Below are 17,644 nucleotides of genomic sequence, written 5' to 3'. Positions count from 1 at the left end.
AAGTGCGCAATTTTTTAGAATTTCAGAAAAAACATTCTAAAATATAGTTGTAATTCTTACAAATTTTTAGAAAATTAGGGCTGAGCATCAGCGGTTTTTAACCGCTAATGCGACAGCCCCATATATTTTTACTATCTCTTTAGGTTTATTATATCTTGAAGTATTTCATCACCAGTGTTGATCATCTTACTGCTTGCTTGGAAAGCTCTAGTTGCAGTAATCATATCTGTGAACTGTTCTGCAAGGTCAACGTTTGACATTTCAAGCATACCTTGAAGTGCATCTCCAAATCCCTTACTGTTATCATCATCTCTAGTGTTTGATCCACTCTTTATAGTAGCTTCACCAGAGTTTACTGATTGAGAATAAAGATTTCCCCCTTGCTTTGTAAGACCAGAAGCATTCTTAAATGCCGCCATAGCTACCTGACCAAGAGCTGCCACCTTACCATCTTCAAGTACTCCGTTTATAACTCCATTTTTATCTATTGTGTAGCTCTTTATTCTAAGTTCTGTATCTGTTCCAGGAATCTTAACCTTTTCTGGTATTCTTAAAGTCTTTAACGCTCCATCATAAGCTCTAACAGTTTTAGTTCCATCAACGTATGTAACATCTCCATTTGGATCTAAACTTTCAACTGGTGTACCTCCATCAGTAACATCTGAAGCTGACTGAGTTTGAGTTAAAGGTCTTATTGTTCCACTTACAACTAAAGTTTGATCTATTTGCGCATTTTCTAAAGCATTTTGAATCTCTCTGTTTATTCTATCAACAGTAACTCCTGGAGTTACGAAATCTCCATTAACGATTATCTTCTTATTTGTTGTATCCACAGATACAGATGGCTTTGTTCCTTGTGTTATAGTACCTATCTGAACTGAATAATTATTTAACGCTGCACCAGGACCTGCTGCAAGACTTAATCCTAATATATCTCCCTTAATTTGTGGTGCCTGTTTTTCAGATCCCCCAGATATATCATTTGATACTAAGCTTGTATAAGTCTTTCCTGTTCCACTTGCTACGGTTATTGCATAAGTTGAATCATAATTAGCAGCTGTAACTGTTGGGTCTGCTACATTTCCAGTTTGTATCGCAGGAGATGCTGCTATAACTGCAGTTCTTAGAGCTGTTTGTAATTGAGCGGAGCTCACTGCATTTGGTGTTAAAAAGTCTCCTGATACCCTTATTATCTTATTAGCAGTGTCTACATTTGCACTTACAGAACTAGCTGATACGTCTGCAATTTGGAAGGTATATCCATTGTATGTTGATCCAACTGGGAAAGAAACTCTTAGATTAGCAAGAGTCACATCTGTTGGCTTGCTGTCATCGCTACCATTGGCAATCTTACCTACAGCTGTAGAATCAGTTAAGATTGTACCTGTAATATTAGTTATTTGAGGAGCTGTGATATTGTTTTTATTTAACTCAGTATTAAATAATCCTTTAATGCTGCCAATGTTAGTAGCTGCAGTTGCCGCTGTAGTAAAATCACCATTTATAGTAATAACCATATTTGATTTATCTACAGTTACTGAAGGAGTTTTTCCAGCTGTAGTATCACCATACTTTATAGAATATCCATTTAACTTTCCACCATCAGAGAAGGTAAATCCTAATCCACCTATATCTGTCTTTGGATTACCTGCTCCATCAACAATATTTGGTACTGCCTTGTATGCTCCTAATTTATCAGTTGAAACATTACTTTGAGATAAAGTAGAAAGTGACCCTGTTATCTTGTCAACAGTTTGAGTAATCTTATTAGCTTGAAGCTGTTGATTTATAATATCTTTTAAATCATCTGTACTTACATTACCATTTACCATATCTGCATCTATTATTATCTTATTGGGACTTGTAGTGACATGAGCTCCAAGAGGAGTACCAGCACCTATCTTACCAAATTGAATCACAAATCCTTCTAGTTGCTTACCATTGCCAAATTGGAAGGTTAGTCCTCCGGTAGATACATTACCTGGTGCTGCATCATCAAGTCCTCCATTAGTTTTTTCAGAAGTAAGCTTTGGAATCAAGTCAACTTTTCCAGCTACTGACACAGTTTGAGCTATTCCTGCAGATGATAGAGCTTTATTTACCGCTGTCTCAACCTGTGCTGGAGTCAATGCTCCTGAAGTTGCGAAGTCTCCGCTTACAACTATTTGCTTATTATCCTTATCAACATTTGCTGAAGTTACCGTTTGTGGCCCAATTTCTCCTGCAACTACCTTATATCCATTCAATGCAGAACCTGGACCAAATTTAATGTCTAAACCATCTAAATTAACCTTATTTGGTGCAACTCCACTAGGTGATACTGAAGTATCATCATTAGTCAAAGCATACCCCATAACTCTATATCCATCTGCTGTTATTAGGTTTCCTTGCTCATCTAAGCTGAAAGCACCATCTCTTGTATACATAATCTGTGCACCAGAGCTTGTTAAAGATTGAGCTGTTATGTTATGTGCTCCTGATCTTTGGTTAACTTCTAATTGATTGTCACCAAATACTGCTGCACCTTTACTTACCATGAAGAAGCCATCGCCATCTATAGCCATATCTAAAGCTCTTCCTGTTGGTTGTAAATTACCTTGCTTCATTACTGAGTCTATACTTGCAAGCTTAACTCCTAAACCAACCTGAGCAGAGTTTATACCACCTTGATTTGCGTTTGGTGCCATTGAGTCCTTAACGCTTTGGCTAAGCATGTCCTGAAATCTTGCTGTTGAAGATTTAAAGCCTGTTGTTCCAACGTTGGCTATATTATTACCTATAACATCAAGCTTAGTTTGGTTAGCTTTCATTCCACTGATTCCTGAGTACATTGATCTTAACATATATATTGACCTCCCAAAATTTTTATAATTAATACCTTGCTTCTTTCCTTCCACAAGGTGAGGCCCCCTATTTTTAGGTCCAGCCTCTTGTTTATAAGATAACTACGCTATCTACATTAGTGAATACATTTTCCTTTGCTCTATCCTTCTCCACCGCAGTTATGATTGTCTTATTCTCTACACTGGCAATCAAAGCCACATCCTTGTATACCATAACCGTATTTTTTGCACCCTTATCCCTGGCTAAATCAAATCCTCTTTGAATTTCCATGTAATCTGCTTTAGAGAAATTTATACTTCTTAATCTTTCTGACGCATGATTGGATATTTTATATCCATAACTCTCAGAGTTTATCTTTTCATCAAGTATATCCTTAAAACTCTTCTTACTAGCATCAGTGACTACTCTTTTATTTTCTGAAGGTGCAGTTAGGTTGCCAACTAAATACGGCTTACCATTTACTATTCTGTAACTACTCACACCTACCACCCTATTCTACAGCATTTACTTTTGTTAGCTTATCATAAGTGAAGGTCTTTAGCGTATCTTGTCCATCAACCTTAACTGATAAGTTTATTACTCCATTTTCCTTTGATACACCTTTTACTATTCCCTTATATGCATTACCACTAGCATCTTTATCTGAGAACTCTGCCTGTTTACCAATTAGTGATGCTGCTGATAAGAAGGACATATTACCGTTGATATTTGTTATTGGAGCTATTGTACTGTCAGGTACATCTAAAACCGTATCTATATTACTCATCGGAAAATCTTTATATTCATTCTGTCCGTTAACACTTACTGCAACACTTATCGTAGTTTCACCATTCTTTGTAGCCACAGCTTTAATTACTCCAGTATAAGGCGTCCCTGAACTATCAGTATCCTTCATAGTTACACCCTTACCTACAAGTGAATTAGATGCGAATGAACTCATAGTAGTGTTAAGGTTGGCCATCTGTTCCATTGAAGTGAACTGAGCCATCTGCGATATGTACTGTGTACTATCCTTAGCATTGTCAGGATCTTGGTTAGAAAGTTCTGCTGATAAAATCTTTAAGAACGAGTTCTTATCCATGTCCTTACCTGGCTGTATTATTTTTGTACCTCTAGTGGTTGCCCTTGAACCATCATAACTTGTTACAACATTACTTGAGTTTATATCTGTTGCCATCATCACACCTCCTAAACTAAATGATTAAGATTATTATCTAGAATAGCTTGTCTAGAATTTTCAGCTATATTAATATCATCATCCTCTATTTTTCTACTATTGTCATTAGTGTTCTTCTGCCTATTTTCCTTTTGTTCACTGCCAAATCCAAAGTTCGACATTTGTGAATTTTGATTTCTATTATGATTGTTGTAGTTATCATTTCTTAGCTCTATAGATACTTCTGGTATCTTTATGTTACTAGCTTCTAAGCTTTTCCTTAAATCCTTAAGATTATCATTTAAGATACTATAGGCTTCTTTTGTATTGGCTGTAATTGTAGCCTTCATGTTAGAAGTATCTAAAGTAAGCTTAATAGTTATCTCGCCTAAAGTTCCTGGGTTAGTCTTCAAGGTCAATTCCTTAACATCTAACTTTTCCATATACTTTATAGACTTAACTATGTCACTAACCATAGTATTTCTACCTATAACAGGCTGCTCCTTTGGTGCTGCTACAGCTTGAGTGGTATTTTTAAGCTGATCCATCATCATGGAAAATTTACTCTGAACATTGCTGTCCTTATCTCCAATGATAGATTTAAGCACCTTATCACCATCGTTAGAAGAAGAATTCAAGTTTTTCGTTGAGCTATCTGTTAATGTGCTATTTTCAGAAGCTTTAAATTTATTAACTACAGATAATAAACTAGTAGAGTTAGAATTTTTAGCTTCTTTCCCTTTATTTAAGTCAGCTTCACTTTCTTTATTCTTGTTTTTTAAATCAACAAGTTCTAGAATTATCTGCTTAACATCAGACTTTGATGAATCTACTGCCTCAGACTTATTGTCAGATGCTGCTTCAATCATATTCTGTATGCTATCTTTAAGCTTATCTCCTAAACTTAATTCTTCATTTCCATCAACCTTATTTAACAGTGCCATTATTTCTTTCAGCATATTCTTTGATTCTGACTTTTCACCTAAAGACTGCTCAGCGCTTTGTTCCTTGAGGTCTAGCAAACTTTTAACAGCTAACTCCATAAGATTTGAATTCTGGAGCTTACCATTGGCTGTATTTACTGTTAAATTGTCTTGTGAAGCATTGTCTTTGCTACCTGTAGTCTCATTATTGGTTTGAGTATTATTACCAATTAATAGCATAGTCAAAATAGCAATAAGCTTGTCTGTGTCATCCGCTGAAGCCTTTTTGTCATCTTCATTATTTCCTTGGAAATCATCTTTTATACCAACTTCGTCTTTAGACAGATTAGATCCCCCTGATATATTAGCACTATTGTTATCTTCTGAAATTTCTTCAATAACTTTTTCTACAGAGTTAATGACTTGATCTATGCTTTCAGGTATCTCATCTGGAAATACTTTAGCAACTTGATCTTTTAAGCTTTCCTTATTCTTATCAAGATTCTGCTTGATCTGTTTTAACTTAGACATAGTGTCTCTTATATCGTCATCATTTGATTTATCCTTTATATCATCCTTTTTAGGAAGTGATTTCGATAAAACAGCTGAAAAGCTTGAACCACTACTATTGTTAGTTTTTGCTTTATTATTGCTATAATCTTGATTATATGAATTATTATTACTAACTGGTGTGACATCATAGCCACTATTAAGGCTGCTATTAATACTATTGATGGTATTGATAGCACTTTCTATGCTAGTATTTATACTGCTTAAGTTCATACTCATATTCACTTTATTCACCTCCTTTCAGTGTTTCTAAGGTGAGCGTATAAAGCAAATTCATCGTTAGCTATCTGCTCTTGTCTGTCTTGTTCTTTGATGAAAGCCTCATATCTCTTTTCCTTAAGTATCTCTACAGTTTTCTTATCAATCTGCTTTTGCTTAAGGTCTTCTCTTCTGTAATTTAACTCTCTATCTTTATTTTCGAGCTCTTTTTCCTTACTCTTTATCCCTGCACTTAAGGCATTTAAGTAGTTTCTCTTTATTTTTTGATAAGCTCCTGATTCACCACTTTTTATGCTTCTATACTGTTCAAAGCTTTCATTCATCTCATTAATCTTTTGCTCAATCATTGTCTTTTCTTTTTGGGTCTTTTGAAATAATATTTTGCTTTCTTCTTCTTTTTCAACTCTTATATCTAAAACCTTTTGAAGACTAAATTTAAATCCATTTGGCATAATATCCTATCCTTTAAACATTGAAATAAGTTTATTTTTACTTTCTTCATAGGTAGACTTCTCATCTATTCCTTGTTTTAAAAAGCTTATTATAAAATCATGATAATCTATTGCCATATCTATTTTTCTATTGCTGCCTTTTGCATAAGCACCAATATTTATTAAATCTTCAGATTCCTTATATGTAGCAAGAAGATCTCTTGCAAAAGAACTTACTTCTTTATGTACATCTTCTGCTATGGACGGCATAAGTCTTGATACTGAGTTCAATATGTCTATAGCTGGATAATGATTCTTATGAGCTAAGGCTCTAGATAAAACTATATGACCATCTAGTATACCTCTAACCGCATCCGCTATAGGTTCATTAAAATCATCACCGTCAACCAGAACTGTATAAAAAGCCGTTATAGAACCTTTTTCAGAGGTACCTGCCCTTTCCATCAATCTTGGTAGCATTGCGAAAACTGATGGGGTATAACCTTTAGTTGCAGGCGGTTCTCCAATAGCTAGTCCAACCTCTCTTTGAGCCATTGCAAATCTTGTAACCGAGTCCATCATAAGAATAACTTTTTTCCCTTTATCTCTGAAATACTCTGCTATTGCCGTAGCTGTAAGAGCTCCTTTTATTCTAACAAGTGCAGGTTGATCTGAAGTAGCACATACTACTACTGATCTTTTCATTCCCTCAGGTCCAAGGTCTTTTTCTATGAAGTCAAGAACTTCTCTTCCTCTTTCCCCTATAAGTGAGATGACATTGACATCAGCTTCGGCTTCTCTTGCAATCATACCTAGAGTTGTACTTTTACCAACTCCACTACCTGCAAAAATACCTATTCTTTGTCCATCTCCACAGGTTAGAAATCCATCTATTGCTCTTACACCTGTAGGAAGCACTTCCTTAATTCTTCTTCTTCTCATAGGGTCTGGTGGTGCATTGTCAAGTGGATAGTACTGACCTCCACTTATCTCCTTACCATCAAAGGGTATCCCTAGTCCATCTAACATCTTACCAAGTAGCTCATCACTACATTTTACACTTAGCGGTCTTCCCTCAGGTACTACCTTGCAGCCTAGAGAAATACCTATAAGTTCACCAAGTGGCATTAGTATAACACTATCGTCTTTAAAGCCAACCACTTCACATTTTATAGGTTTATTTTTTTCATTATATATAGTGCAAAGTTCTCCTACGAAAGCTCTTATGCCTTCAACTTCTATGGTAAGACCTATTACCTTTTTTACTCTTCCTTCATAGTGGTTGAAGTTTATTTCATCTATGTTATTTAGTATACCTTCAAAATCAATTGAAATCATAGCAAACCTCCTATTATGAAAGAGCCTCTAACAGCTTATTCATAGATATATCAATTCCCACTACCACTAAGCCGTTTTCTTTTTCAACAATAGCATTTCCTGGTTCTAGCGAAGAGTCTTCTATGACAAAGATCTCACCCTTTATAACAAATTTATTCTTCCATAACTCTAGCTGTGTCTTAATTGCTTCAACATGAATAACATTACATTTTATTATAAAAGTCTGGGTCCCTTTTGATTCTGCTATTACATTCTCAACTATAGAATTAAGTCCATTATCTGAACCAAGTCTTTCTCTTAGGATTTTTTCTGTCATCTCTACAGATAGCCTTATTATTTCTTCTTTCTTTGCTTCTAAATATTGTTCATATTCTTGCTTAGCCTGAAAAAGTATATTATTTGCATTGCTTATTATAGAATCAGCTTCATTTCTAGCTAATTCTATATTTTTATCATAAGCTTCTCTGTAACCATCTTCATATCCATTTTCAGTACCTTGCTTATAGCCTCTTTCATAAGCTTCTCTTTCGATATCCTGAGCTTGGACATAAGCAGCCTCTAGCATCTTTTCTTTTTGTCTTTGAGCGTTTCTTATAATGTTATCACCAATATTTTTATAACTCTCAACCATTCTAGCTGCTTCTTCAGGATCATTGTTTAACATATCCTCAATTAAGTCTCTTTGCTCATAGTCTGTGTTAATTTTTTTACTAGTTCCACTTGTTACACTATTACTCTTAATTACACTATAGGACGATTGCATCTTCTCCACCTCTTGCTAAGATGATTTCTCCAGCTTCATCTAATCTTCTGATGATAGCAACAATCTTCTGTTGTGCCTTTTCAACATCATTAAGTCTAACTGGCCCTAAGAATTCCATATCTTCCTTTAATGCAGCAGCTGCTCTCTTAGATTGGTTCTTAAATATAGAATTTGCAACTTCTTCTGAACAACCCTTAAGAGCAAGAGCCAATTCCTTAGCATCTGTTTCTCTAAGAATTCTCTGAATAGATATATCGTCAAGAGTAATGATATCTTCAAATACGAACATGCTACTCTTAATCTTTTCAGCAAGATCTGCATCTTCTCTTTCTAAGCTTTCAGTTATATTCTTTTCAGTAGTTCTATCAACTTGATTTAAGATATCAACTAAAGTATCTACACCACCTAATGAAGTTACTTCTGTCCTTACAATAGAAGATAGCTTGCTTTCTAGGACTTTTTCTATTTCTTTTATAACCATTGGAGATGTGTTGTTCATAGTTGCAATTCTGAACGCAACGTCACTTTGTAGTTCTTCTGGAAGTTCTGCTATAACTTGAGCTGACTTATCCGCTTGAAGATAACACAAAATCAATGCAATTGTTTGCGGATGCTCGTTTGAAATAACATTAAGCAATTGATGTGCATCAGCTTTTCTAGCTATAGAGAATGGTCTGTACTGCTGAGTTACCTCTGTAACTTTCTCTAGTATCTCAGCAGCTCTTTGCTGACCAAGTGCCTTTGCTAAAAGCACTCTAGCATAGTCCATACCACCTTCTACAATATAGTCTCTAGCTTTATTCATCTCAAGGAATTCATCAAGTATTTCTTCTCTCTGTTCTGAACTAACTGAAGTAATGTTAGCTATCTCATAAGTTATCTTTTGTATCTCACTCTCTGGTAGTTTCTTTATTATTCCTGCAGAAGCTTCAGGACCAAGAGTGATAAAAAGTATAGCTGCTTTTTGTATTCCAGTTAATTTTGTACCTTCTCTTGGCATTATTATCCCCTCTCATTCTCTGCTAACCAGGATTTAATTATCTCTGCTACTTGCTCTGGTTTATCCGTAGCATATTTCTTTATCTCATTTTCCATATGTGTCTTTTCATTTTTAACTTCAAAGTTTATAGGATCAAATCTTTCTATATCCTTTGGCTCAAGACTATCATTTACTATTACATCTAAGATATGTTCTCTTTCTTCTTCAGTATCTTTCTTTCTAAACTTTCTTATTATAAGTACTAGAGCTATAATAGCTACAATAGCTGCAATTCCTGCTACCCCTAAAGTCTTATATAGTGCCATCTTTTTCTCATTAGCAGCATCAGCATTCATCTGATCTATCTGCTTTTGAATTTCTGCTTTTTCTGTTGGATCAAAGCTCATGCCAAGAACACTTATTGCGTCGCCTCTATCTTGATTAAACCCAATAGCACTTGAAACTATATTCTTTATAGCATCTTGTGTTGCAGCATCCATCTTTCCATCTACTATAACTGATGCAGTTATTCTCTTAACTTCCCCTGGTGCACTTATAGACTTTTCTTCTGTACTTCCTACAGAATACTCAGTATTTTGTGATTCGTTAGTACTTAGATTTTGCGCTCCAGTAGTGGCAGCTATACTATTTGTAGCATTGTTATCAACTGGACTTTGGGATGTTGTCCCATTATCAGTCGTACTGCCATTTTGCTTTGAAGTCTGCTGCTTATTTATAACCTTATTAGGATCATAGGTTATTGTAGTCTTTTGCTTTGAATCTAAATCTAATGTTGCACTTACCTTAGCCTTAACCTTATCTTTTCCTATTACAGGCTCTAATAACTCAACTATGTTTTTCTCAAGGTTCTTCTCATACTCTGCTTGAAGACCTTGTCTCTTTTCAACGCTAGATGAATCAGCTTCTTGACCATTTTCATCAAATAACCCCTTTGATAAAAGATTCATCTTGTCATCAACCACTTCGATATTTTCTTTTGGAACATTGTCAACAGCTCCCGAAACTAGAGAAACTATCGACTTAACCTGGTCATTTGATATCTTTGTACCAGACTTAAGCTTTAGATAAACTGAAGCTTTTCCAGGTGTTTTATCCTTTACAAAAACCGAATCTGTAGCTGGTGTTATATGTACTCTTGCAGCCTCTACTGAACCAAAGCTCTTTATAGTCTTTTCAAGTTCTCCTTGCTGCATTCTTAATTTTTTTAACTTAAACTCCTCGTCAGTCATACCAAAGGAGCTACCAGTGTCCATTAGCTCGTATCCTTTACTTCCATCATTTAGCTGTGGCGCAAGTTCCAGTCTCAATTCATCAATTTGATCTTTCGGCACAAGAATACTGTTTCCCGATATTTTCATATCTACTTTATCTGCTTTTAACTTGTCAGTTACTGTTTTTGAGTCTTCAGCAGCTAAATTGTTGAAAAGTATTCCGTACTTATTGTTACTGGATATAAATGTATATGCTATAATTGCGATCACCACAGCTAAAAGAGAAATACCTAAAGCTATCTTTTTACCCTTACTCATAGCTTTAATTTTATCCCAAAACCCTCTTAGGCTCTCTAATAGCTTATTCATTAGTAGCACTCCTATCTATTACAACTGCATTCTATTTATTTCTTGGTAAGCATCTAGAAGTTTATTTCTAACTTGTACAGCTAATTCTAAACTCATTTTTGCTTCTTCTGTGGATAACATAACTTGATGTATATCTACATTATCACCTTTTACTAATTTGTCTGTTAGATCATTAGCTTCTATCTGTTTGTCATTGACCTCATTAAGCTTTTGTTTTAATGTATCTAAAAAGCTTACTCCACCATTACCAGTGTTGTCTTCTTTCTTTTGAGTTATATCTTTTTCAAAGATCTTGGTATCTGGTATAAAACTATTTATTCTCATAAATTATTCTCCTTATTTACCTATTTCTAATGCTTTCATAAACATCGTCTTTCCTGCGTTTAAAGTATCTACATTTGCTTCATAAGATCTTGATGCTGATATCATATCAGCCATTTCATTTAAAATATTTACATTTGGCATAGTTACATATCCGTCTTTATCAGCTTCTGGATTAGTAGGGTCATACTCTTTTCTTAATGGAGACTTATCTTCTTCAATCCCCACAGCCTTTACCCCGTTCATTCCTAATGCACCATTTAGATTTTCTTGAAACACTGCAACCTTTCTTACGTAAGGTTTACCGTTTTCTCCTCTTGTGGTATTTGCATTAGCTATATTAGAAGATATAGTATCTAATCTTAATCTTTCTGCTGACAATCCACTTGCGCTTATTCTTAATGCACCAAATAAACTTCCCATCAGTTATTACCTCCCACCACCAGTGATAACGTATCTTGTCATACTAATTTTATTATTAGCTTGAGTTATCAATGCATTGTACAGCATTGTATTCGCAGCTTGGTTTACTTTTTCTGATTCTAAATCTACATTGTTACCATCTGCTCTCATACTTGATGAAGTATCCTTACCAAGTTTAACTTGTCCAAAACTTCCTTCATCAACATTTGTATAACCTGTGTTTTCAATATCATTAGATGCGTCTTTAAGCGTATCTTCAAAAGAAACTGTATCTCTCTTATATCCCTTTGTATTTATGTTTGCTATGTTATTAGCGATAACCTTAGATCTAAGAGAAGATACATCTAAACCTCTTTTGACAAGGTTATAGGTATAGTTGTCAGAATCCAATCTACTAATTGCCACTATAATCCACCACCATTCGAATATTATTTAGTTTATTATATACATCGTTCTTGTTGAGTTTATTTTAATTCCTATTTTTTTACAAAAAAAATGTAATTTAATTCATTATTTTGTAATAAACTAAACTTTTTTGTAAAAATAAAACTTATGATTAAAATTATATATCAAGTTGTCGTTTTTTTAAAGATAGTTTTTTAATTAAATGTAAAAAATAATTAAATTTCTGCTTTCTAATTTTTACAGCGTACATCTCGTGAGAAGTTTTCTGAATATTCATATTTGTTCGAATTGTTTTTTGTCATGAATTGATTATATATAAAATATCGAATTTTGTCATTATATTTTTTTATATTTTTATTGAGTAATTTTGATTTTCTTACCAAAGTTTAATTTAATTAAATAAAAAAGTAGATACTACAATGTTCGTAGTATCTACTTCACCCTTGATAATATATTTAATACGTCTTGAGGGAACTTGTTTGTTTGAGCCATAAGCGCTGTCGCTGACTGTACTAGTATGCCATTCTTTGAAAGTTCCATCATTTCATTAGCCATATCAGTATCTCTTAGACTGCTGTCTGCTCTTTGTAAAACTTCACTGCTACTGCTTAAATTTTCTGAAGCTACTTCAAATCTATTTTGTAGTGCTCCATATTTACTTCTTATGCTATTTACTTGAGCAATTGAATCATCAATGACTTTGAGGTTAGTTGCAGATTTCGAAGCATCTGTAACATCAATTCCGCTTAGTGCATTACCTTTATCATCTTTTAACATATCAGTGCCTATGTTATACATTGGTATATCAATAGTATCTCCTACATTTGCTCCAGACATCATAGGTTGCATATAGGGTTGATCGTTATTAGTAACATACTGACTCTTCAAAAGTTTTAACCCATTAAACTCAGTATCACTACCTACAGAATCTATATGCTGTTTTAGCTGTTCTATTTCTTTCTGAACTATTTCCTTATCATGATCACTTAAAGTATCATTATTAGCTTGAACAGCGAGTTCCTTCATTCTTTGGAGAGCTTCATTGACTGATCCAAGTGCACCGTCTACAGTCTGCATCATGGACACCCCGTCCTGGACATTCTTTTGTGCAGCGTCAGATCCTCTTAACTGAAGTCTTATAAGCTCACTTTGCCCTATAGCATTTGGATTTTCTTTTGATGAATTTATTTTTACTCCGGAAGAAAGTCTTTCAATTGAATTACTTTGTCCTGCCAAATTCTTTTTATAGTTTCTAAACAAATCTAAAGAAGCTAAATTATGATATAATCTCATCCTCATCACTCCGTACTTATTTTTATGTTTTCTTTATCGTAACTTTATCAAATAACTTTAATTTTTTTTCTTAGCAGGAACTCCGAAAGCCAAAATATTATCAGAAAAATCATTAACTACTACTGATCCTGCACCAATTATGACATTATTACCTATAGTTACACCTTGTATTATTGTACTCCCTATCCCAATATGAGTATTATAACTAATTTTAACTCCACCACCTACTTTCACTCCAGGTGAAACATGAACATTATCACTAACTATACAATCATGCTCAATAATAGCCCCAGTATTTATAATGCAGTTTTCCCCTATTTGTGAATCTGGATTTATTATAACTCCAGCCATTACGCAAGTTCCTTCACCAATAGATACATTACTTGATATATAAGAATTTTTATGTATTAGTTTTGGAATTTTAAAACCTATTTTCTTTAGTTTATTATAAACCTTATTCCTTATATCAATGTTACCAAGAGCTCCAATACATACGAAAGCATTGCTTATCCCTTTATCATATAACTCTTCCAATATATTATCATTGCCTAGTACAGGTACACTTAGCACATCCTTTAAATTTTGATTATTATCAACAATACCTATAACGTTATATTCTTTTCTACTTTCTATTATATCAATAATAACTTTACAATGTCCTCCTCCACCTACAAGAACTATGTCTTTCAATATTATTCCCCCCACCTATAAGAAATTTTTTAGTCAAACCAAACATCAGCTTAAGTTTATATCAATTTTACAACTTAATTATTTAACACTTTAGACGCATTACTCTAATTTATAGATAAATCAGTTCAAAATAAAACGTATAGTTGGTGATGTTATTACGATTATCGGTTAACAGAAGTATCTCCTAGTTTTATTAGATAGAACTGGGATATCTATAGAATCTGTATTTATAAGTTCTTCAACAAAATCCGAGCGTAGCCTTCTTTGACATTTTTCAGATTTAAGTCTCATATCTTTAATGATAGTTCTTTCCACTATAAAATGTCCATAAAAACTTTCTACATCTACTACTGCCTAACACTTGAAGTAAAATTATTGAATTTATTACATTTTCAATGTATACTACTACTGTTGCTCAGCTTTAGATACTTTTACGAATTGACATACTTCAGATTTTATTAACATCTATAGCTGCTTTATAAAACATTAATAGAATAGAAGAGGTGAGCTAGAATTATGAAAATATTACATATTACTTATTCATGGAAACCGGGTCGTAGTGGTATATTAAATTATGTAGACAATATTACTAAAGATCAAAAAAAAGATAACGATGTCTACATAATGTATTTTTATCCTGACAACAATACAAACAGATCCACCTACGTTGAGGATGGTATAACTTTTATTGTACCAGAGATAATAGAATCTCCTTTATTCAAAGATCAACCGCATAAACACTACAACAACCCGAATTTAGAAGAAAAAATATTAGATGAGGTAAGAAAAATCTCTCCTGATATAGTACACATACAAACATGTTACGGAATTTCTACCAACATAATTCCCTTAATTGAAGAAAGTGGTTTCAAAACTATAGTACATATACACGATTATTTTTGCTTTTGTCCTAAGCAAGTGCTATTTATTGAAGAGACAAACTCCTATTGCAATGAACCAGGCAAACATTGTTCTCAATGTCTAAATTCCAAAGCATCTAACTCAGAATTTATAAAGCGCCTACACAAAAACATCGAGAACTATAACAAGGCAACTAAAATAATCGCTGTTTCTAATTTCACTAAAAACATAGCAGTAAATCTAGGTTTAGAAAGTAATAAGATATCAGTTGTAATAAATGGAGTTAGCAAATCCTTACTGGAAAGAGGTAAAAGAAGTTCATTAAAAAATCATTCTAGTGATAAAAAGCTAACATTTCTGCATATTTCACCTTGTTCTCCTATGAAAGGCGTTGTTAATATAGTGCAAGCTTTTAGCGATATTAAAGAAGTGGAAGATGGAAATATTGAACTTCACATACATGGAGCAAAAAGCATAATGACTGAAAAACTAACAAAACTTTCTAAAGAAATGGATAGCATAAAAATAAATCCACCTTACACATATGATGAACTTGATGCAATTTTAGGCTCTGCGGATATAGCCATTCTCCCTTCTCTTTGGTGGGACACGTTCCCACTTACTGTTTTTGAATGTATGGCTTATGGAATGCCAGTAATCGGCACAAAGGAAAGCGGTATGTCAGAAGCAATAGTTGATGGCGTTGATGGTTTCCTTATCAACCCTCACGATTTAGATGAAATAAAAGATGTTGTTACCAAATTATATTATGATAATAATTTATTAGATGAATTGAAAAATAATTTAAGGAACTCAACTTTAAGAACATTCGATTCTGTTTCTAGAGATGTGTTAAGAATATATCATGAAATAGTATAATGCATAATTAACACGTAAAAATAGGCTGAATTATAACAATCCAGCCTATTTTTCATTATCTAAATTATTTATAATTCAACCTAGTAATATATCAAAATCTTTCTCTAACAAGCATGAAAGCTTCAGCGTATTCAACACCACATGAAGCTCCTCTATATCTTGCTAGAGCCTTAATGTTATCTAAACTTCTCGGTAATGGAGGTTTTTGAACTTCAGACTTAAAAATGCTCATTATTTCTAACTTCTTATCAATAAAGTCTGTTATATCGCTAAAAACATTATGTATAAAAATATTTTCTGGTAAACTTGGTGATATTTCAGTTTCAGAAATACATTCATACATCATAACTTTTTTTATGAAAGGATACCTAAAACTCTTCGTACAGCTCATAATTGCTTTAGCTGCTATCTGATGATCTGTATGTATATCAGACCTATTAATCATGTAAACAACTTCAGGTTTTACTTCATTGATCACATTTGAAATTGCATTTATTAGTTCACCGAAATCTATTAAGTGTAGCCTTGTTGTATCAAACCCAAGTTCATATACTTTTTTAAAGCCGTAACTGTCAGCAACAAGTTTAATTTCCTTATTTCTAGACTCTATAAATGCATTACTAAATCCCAGCTGCTCATTAGCTTTAGTTATTATTAACCAAAACAACTCATCTCCATTTATTCCATGTTTTAATAAAGTTCCACCACAGCCCAGTGTTTCATCATCTGGATGAACGGAAATTGCTAATACTTTCATCATATCACCCTTAACTATTATTTATTTGCTAATATGTAATTTGTTTATTTAATAATCTTTGATTTATCTCTGTATTGAAAAGTGTATCCACTATTCTCTTTGCACTATATCCGTCCCCATATGGATTACTGCAATTTTGACAAACGCTAATAAATTCCTCATCTCTTATAGCAGTTTCTATAGCTTTCTTTATTTGTTCTTTATCATGTGTCACAAAAATTATATTCTCCGAATGCTGTCTTTGTTTTTGTCTATTACCAACATTTACAACAGGAAGTTTTAAAAATGGAGCTTCAAGTAATCCAGAGCTAGAATTACCTAATAGTAAAGCCGCTTTTCTTTGAAGATTGGTAAATAAATCTTTTGGTATAGTTTTAAACGCATTAATAAAATCGTATTTTTGAACAAATTCGTTAATAACACCTATCATTTCAAATCCACCGGCATCAGAATTAGGATATGTTATCACTGTTTCATATCCTAATTCTGAAACTGCTTCTAATGTAACTCTCATCTGTTCTGCCGCTTCGCTAATTTCTGAACTCAAAGGGTGCTTTATCAACAGTATAAACGGTTCATCTTCTTTAATATTTATTCCTAGCTTATTATTTATGTATTCATACGATAAATCTGGTTGTTTTCTTATCGAATCTAAAGAAGGATTTCCTACAACATTAACTCTCCATGGTTCTTCACCCATTTTTAAAATCCTTTCACCATTCTCTTCTGTGGTTGGAAAATGTAAATGAGCAAGTTTTGTTACTGCGTGTCTTATTGAATCGTCTATATTTCCAACTACTCTGTCTCCTCCACAAACATGGGCCACAGGTATATTTAAGTAAGTTCCAACAGTTGCTGTCGATATGCTTTCTTCTCTATCCCCTAAAACTAAAAGCCAATCTGGTTTTTCCCTTACAACTATATCTGTTAGTCCCATCATCTGTATTCCTATAGACTTACATCTACCTTCTAAAGAGTCAGATGACAGTAAAGACTCAAGTTTTATAATGTTGAATCCATCATTTTCTATTATCTTATATGTATTTCCATGAACTGCAGAAAGATGTGTACCTGTAACTATAAGTTTTAATTCTACATTTTCCCTTGATTGCACTTCCTCAAGAATTGGTTGAAGAATAAAGTATTCAGATCTAATACCTGTAATAGCTAAAACTTTCATATATTTTTCTC

At 33.5% G+C, this 17,644-nt stretch carries 18 protein-coding genes; 1 reads left to right on the top strand and 17 read right to left on the bottom strand.

What is annotated here, in order from left to right:
* Positions 1-131: 131 nt before the first annotated feature.
* From C1I91_RS29715 to C1I91_RS28090, 15 genes are all read right to left on the bottom strand, one after another.
* On the bottom strand, positions 132-2,843 hold the full coding sequence (locus C1I91_RS29715) for a flagellar hook-basal body complex protein (protein ID WP_128212493.1): 2,712 nt from the start codon (positions 2,841-2,843) through the stop codon (positions 132-134).
* A gap of 91 nt (positions 2,844-2,934) precedes the next feature.
* The gene (locus tag C1I91_RS08475; protein ID WP_128212492.1) at positions 2,935-3,324 is read right to left on the bottom strand and encodes a TIGR02530 family flagellar biosynthesis protein; all 390 of its coding nucleotides are present in this window, start codon (positions 3,322-3,324) and stop codon (positions 2,935-2,937) included.
* Positions 3,325-3,334: 10 nt separating this feature from the next.
* Positions 3,335-4,021, bottom strand: a complete 687-nt coding sequence (locus tag C1I91_RS08470) for a flagellar hook assembly protein FlgD (RefSeq protein WP_128212491.1) — start codon at positions 4,019-4,021, stop codon at positions 3,335-3,337.
* Between the two features lie 11 nt (positions 4,022-4,032).
* Positions 4,033-5,712: a flagellar hook-length control protein FliK gene (locus tag C1I91_RS08465; protein WP_238476027.1), complete on the bottom strand. Its 1,680-nt coding sequence runs from the start codon at positions 5,710-5,712 to the stop codon at positions 4,033-4,035.
* A gap of 11 nt (positions 5,713-5,723) precedes the next feature.
* Entirely contained in the window at positions 5,724-6,164 is a 441-nt protein-coding gene (gene fliJ / locus C1I91_RS08460) for a flagellar export protein FliJ (protein ID WP_128212489.1), read from the bottom strand.
* Between the two features lie 6 nt (positions 6,165-6,170).
* Positions 6,171-7,481, bottom strand: coding sequence for a flagellar protein export ATPase FliI (gene fliI, locus C1I91_RS08455; RefSeq protein WP_128212488.1), 1,311 nt, complete (start codon positions 7,479-7,481; stop codon positions 6,171-6,173).
* Between the two features lie 13 nt (positions 7,482-7,494).
* Complete coding sequence (locus C1I91_RS08450) at positions 7,495-8,244, bottom strand: FliH/SctL family protein (RefSeq protein ID WP_128212487.1); 750 nt, start codon at positions 8,242-8,244, stop codon at positions 7,495-7,497.
* On the bottom strand, positions 8,228-9,244 hold the full coding sequence (fliG, locus tag C1I91_RS08445; protein ID WP_128212486.1) for a flagellar motor switch protein FliG: 1,017 nt from the start codon (positions 9,242-9,244) through the stop codon (positions 8,228-8,230). Before fliG ends, C1I91_RS08450 begins: the two co-directional genes overlap by 17 nt.
* 2 nt (positions 9,245-9,246) lie before the next feature.
* The gene (gene fliF / locus C1I91_RS08440; RefSeq protein WP_128212485.1) at positions 9,247-10,824 is read right to left on the bottom strand and encodes a flagellar basal-body MS-ring/collar protein FliF; all 1,578 of its coding nucleotides are present in this window, start codon (positions 10,822-10,824) and stop codon (positions 9,247-9,249) included.
* Positions 10,825-10,842: 18 nt separating this feature from the next.
* Positions 10,843-11,148: a flagellar hook-basal body complex protein FliE gene (fliE, locus tag C1I91_RS08435; protein ID WP_128212484.1), complete on the bottom strand. Its 306-nt coding sequence runs from the start codon at positions 11,146-11,148 to the stop codon at positions 10,843-10,845.
* 12 nt (positions 11,149-11,160) lie between these two features.
* A complete protein-coding gene (flgC, locus tag C1I91_RS08430; RefSeq protein ID WP_128212483.1) occupies positions 11,161-11,568 on the bottom strand; it encodes a flagellar basal body rod protein FlgC in 408 nt (135 codons plus the stop codon).
* A 6-nt stretch (positions 11,569-11,574) separates the two neighbouring features.
* The gene (gene flgB / locus C1I91_RS08425; protein WP_128212482.1) at positions 11,575-11,973 is read right to left on the bottom strand and encodes a flagellar basal body rod protein FlgB; all 399 of its coding nucleotides are present in this window, start codon (positions 11,971-11,973) and stop codon (positions 11,575-11,577) included.
* A gap of 432 nt (positions 11,974-12,405) precedes the next feature.
* Positions 12,406-13,266, bottom strand: a complete 861-nt coding sequence (locus C1I91_RS08420; RefSeq protein WP_128212481.1) for a flagellin N-terminal helical domain-containing protein — start codon at positions 13,264-13,266, stop codon at positions 12,406-12,408.
* A 57-nt stretch (positions 13,267-13,323) separates the two neighbouring features.
* A complete protein-coding gene (locus C1I91_RS08415) occupies positions 13,324-13,956 on the bottom strand; it encodes an acetyltransferase (RefSeq protein WP_128212480.1) in 633 nt (210 codons plus the stop codon).
* 168 nt (positions 13,957-14,124) lie between these two features.
* Positions 14,125-14,271 carry a hypothetical protein gene (locus C1I91_RS28090; RefSeq protein WP_164880486.1) on the bottom strand — a complete coding sequence of 49 codons (147 nt, stop codon included), beginning with the start codon at positions 14,269-14,271 and terminating at the stop codon, positions 14,125-14,127.
* A 201-nt stretch (positions 14,272-14,472) separates the two neighbouring features.
* Here C1I91_RS28090 and C1I91_RS08410 point away from each other — a divergent pair, with 201 nt between their 5' ends.
* Positions 14,473-15,696: a glycosyltransferase gene (locus C1I91_RS08410; RefSeq protein ID WP_128212479.1), complete on the top strand. Its 1,224-nt coding sequence runs from the start codon at positions 14,473-14,475 to the stop codon at positions 15,694-15,696.
* Between the two features lie 91 nt (positions 15,697-15,787).
* Here the strand turns inward: C1I91_RS08410 and C1I91_RS08405 are convergent, their stop codons facing one another.
* Together C1I91_RS08405 and neuC are read right to left on the bottom strand one after the other, a co-directional pair.
* Positions 15,788-16,453 carry a PIG-L deacetylase family protein gene (locus C1I91_RS08405; RefSeq protein WP_128212478.1) on the bottom strand — a complete coding sequence of 222 codons (666 nt, stop codon included), beginning with the start codon at positions 16,451-16,453 and terminating at the stop codon, positions 15,788-15,790.
* Positions 16,454-16,481: 28 nt separating this feature from the next.
* A complete protein-coding gene (gene neuC, locus C1I91_RS08400) occupies positions 16,482-17,633 on the bottom strand; it encodes a UDP-N-acetylglucosamine 2-epimerase (protein WP_128212477.1) in 1,152 nt (383 codons plus the stop codon).
* Positions 17,634-17,644 lie beyond the last annotated feature (11 nt).

Source organism: Clostridium manihotivorum (assembly GCF_004015185.1).
GTDB classification, from domain to species: domain Bacteria; phylum Bacillota; class Clostridia; order Clostridiales; family Clostridiaceae; genus Clostridium_AR; species Clostridium_AR manihotivorum.
Note: the sequence above shows the minus strand (reverse complement) of the source record. Positions and strands in the feature narration are given on the sequence as shown.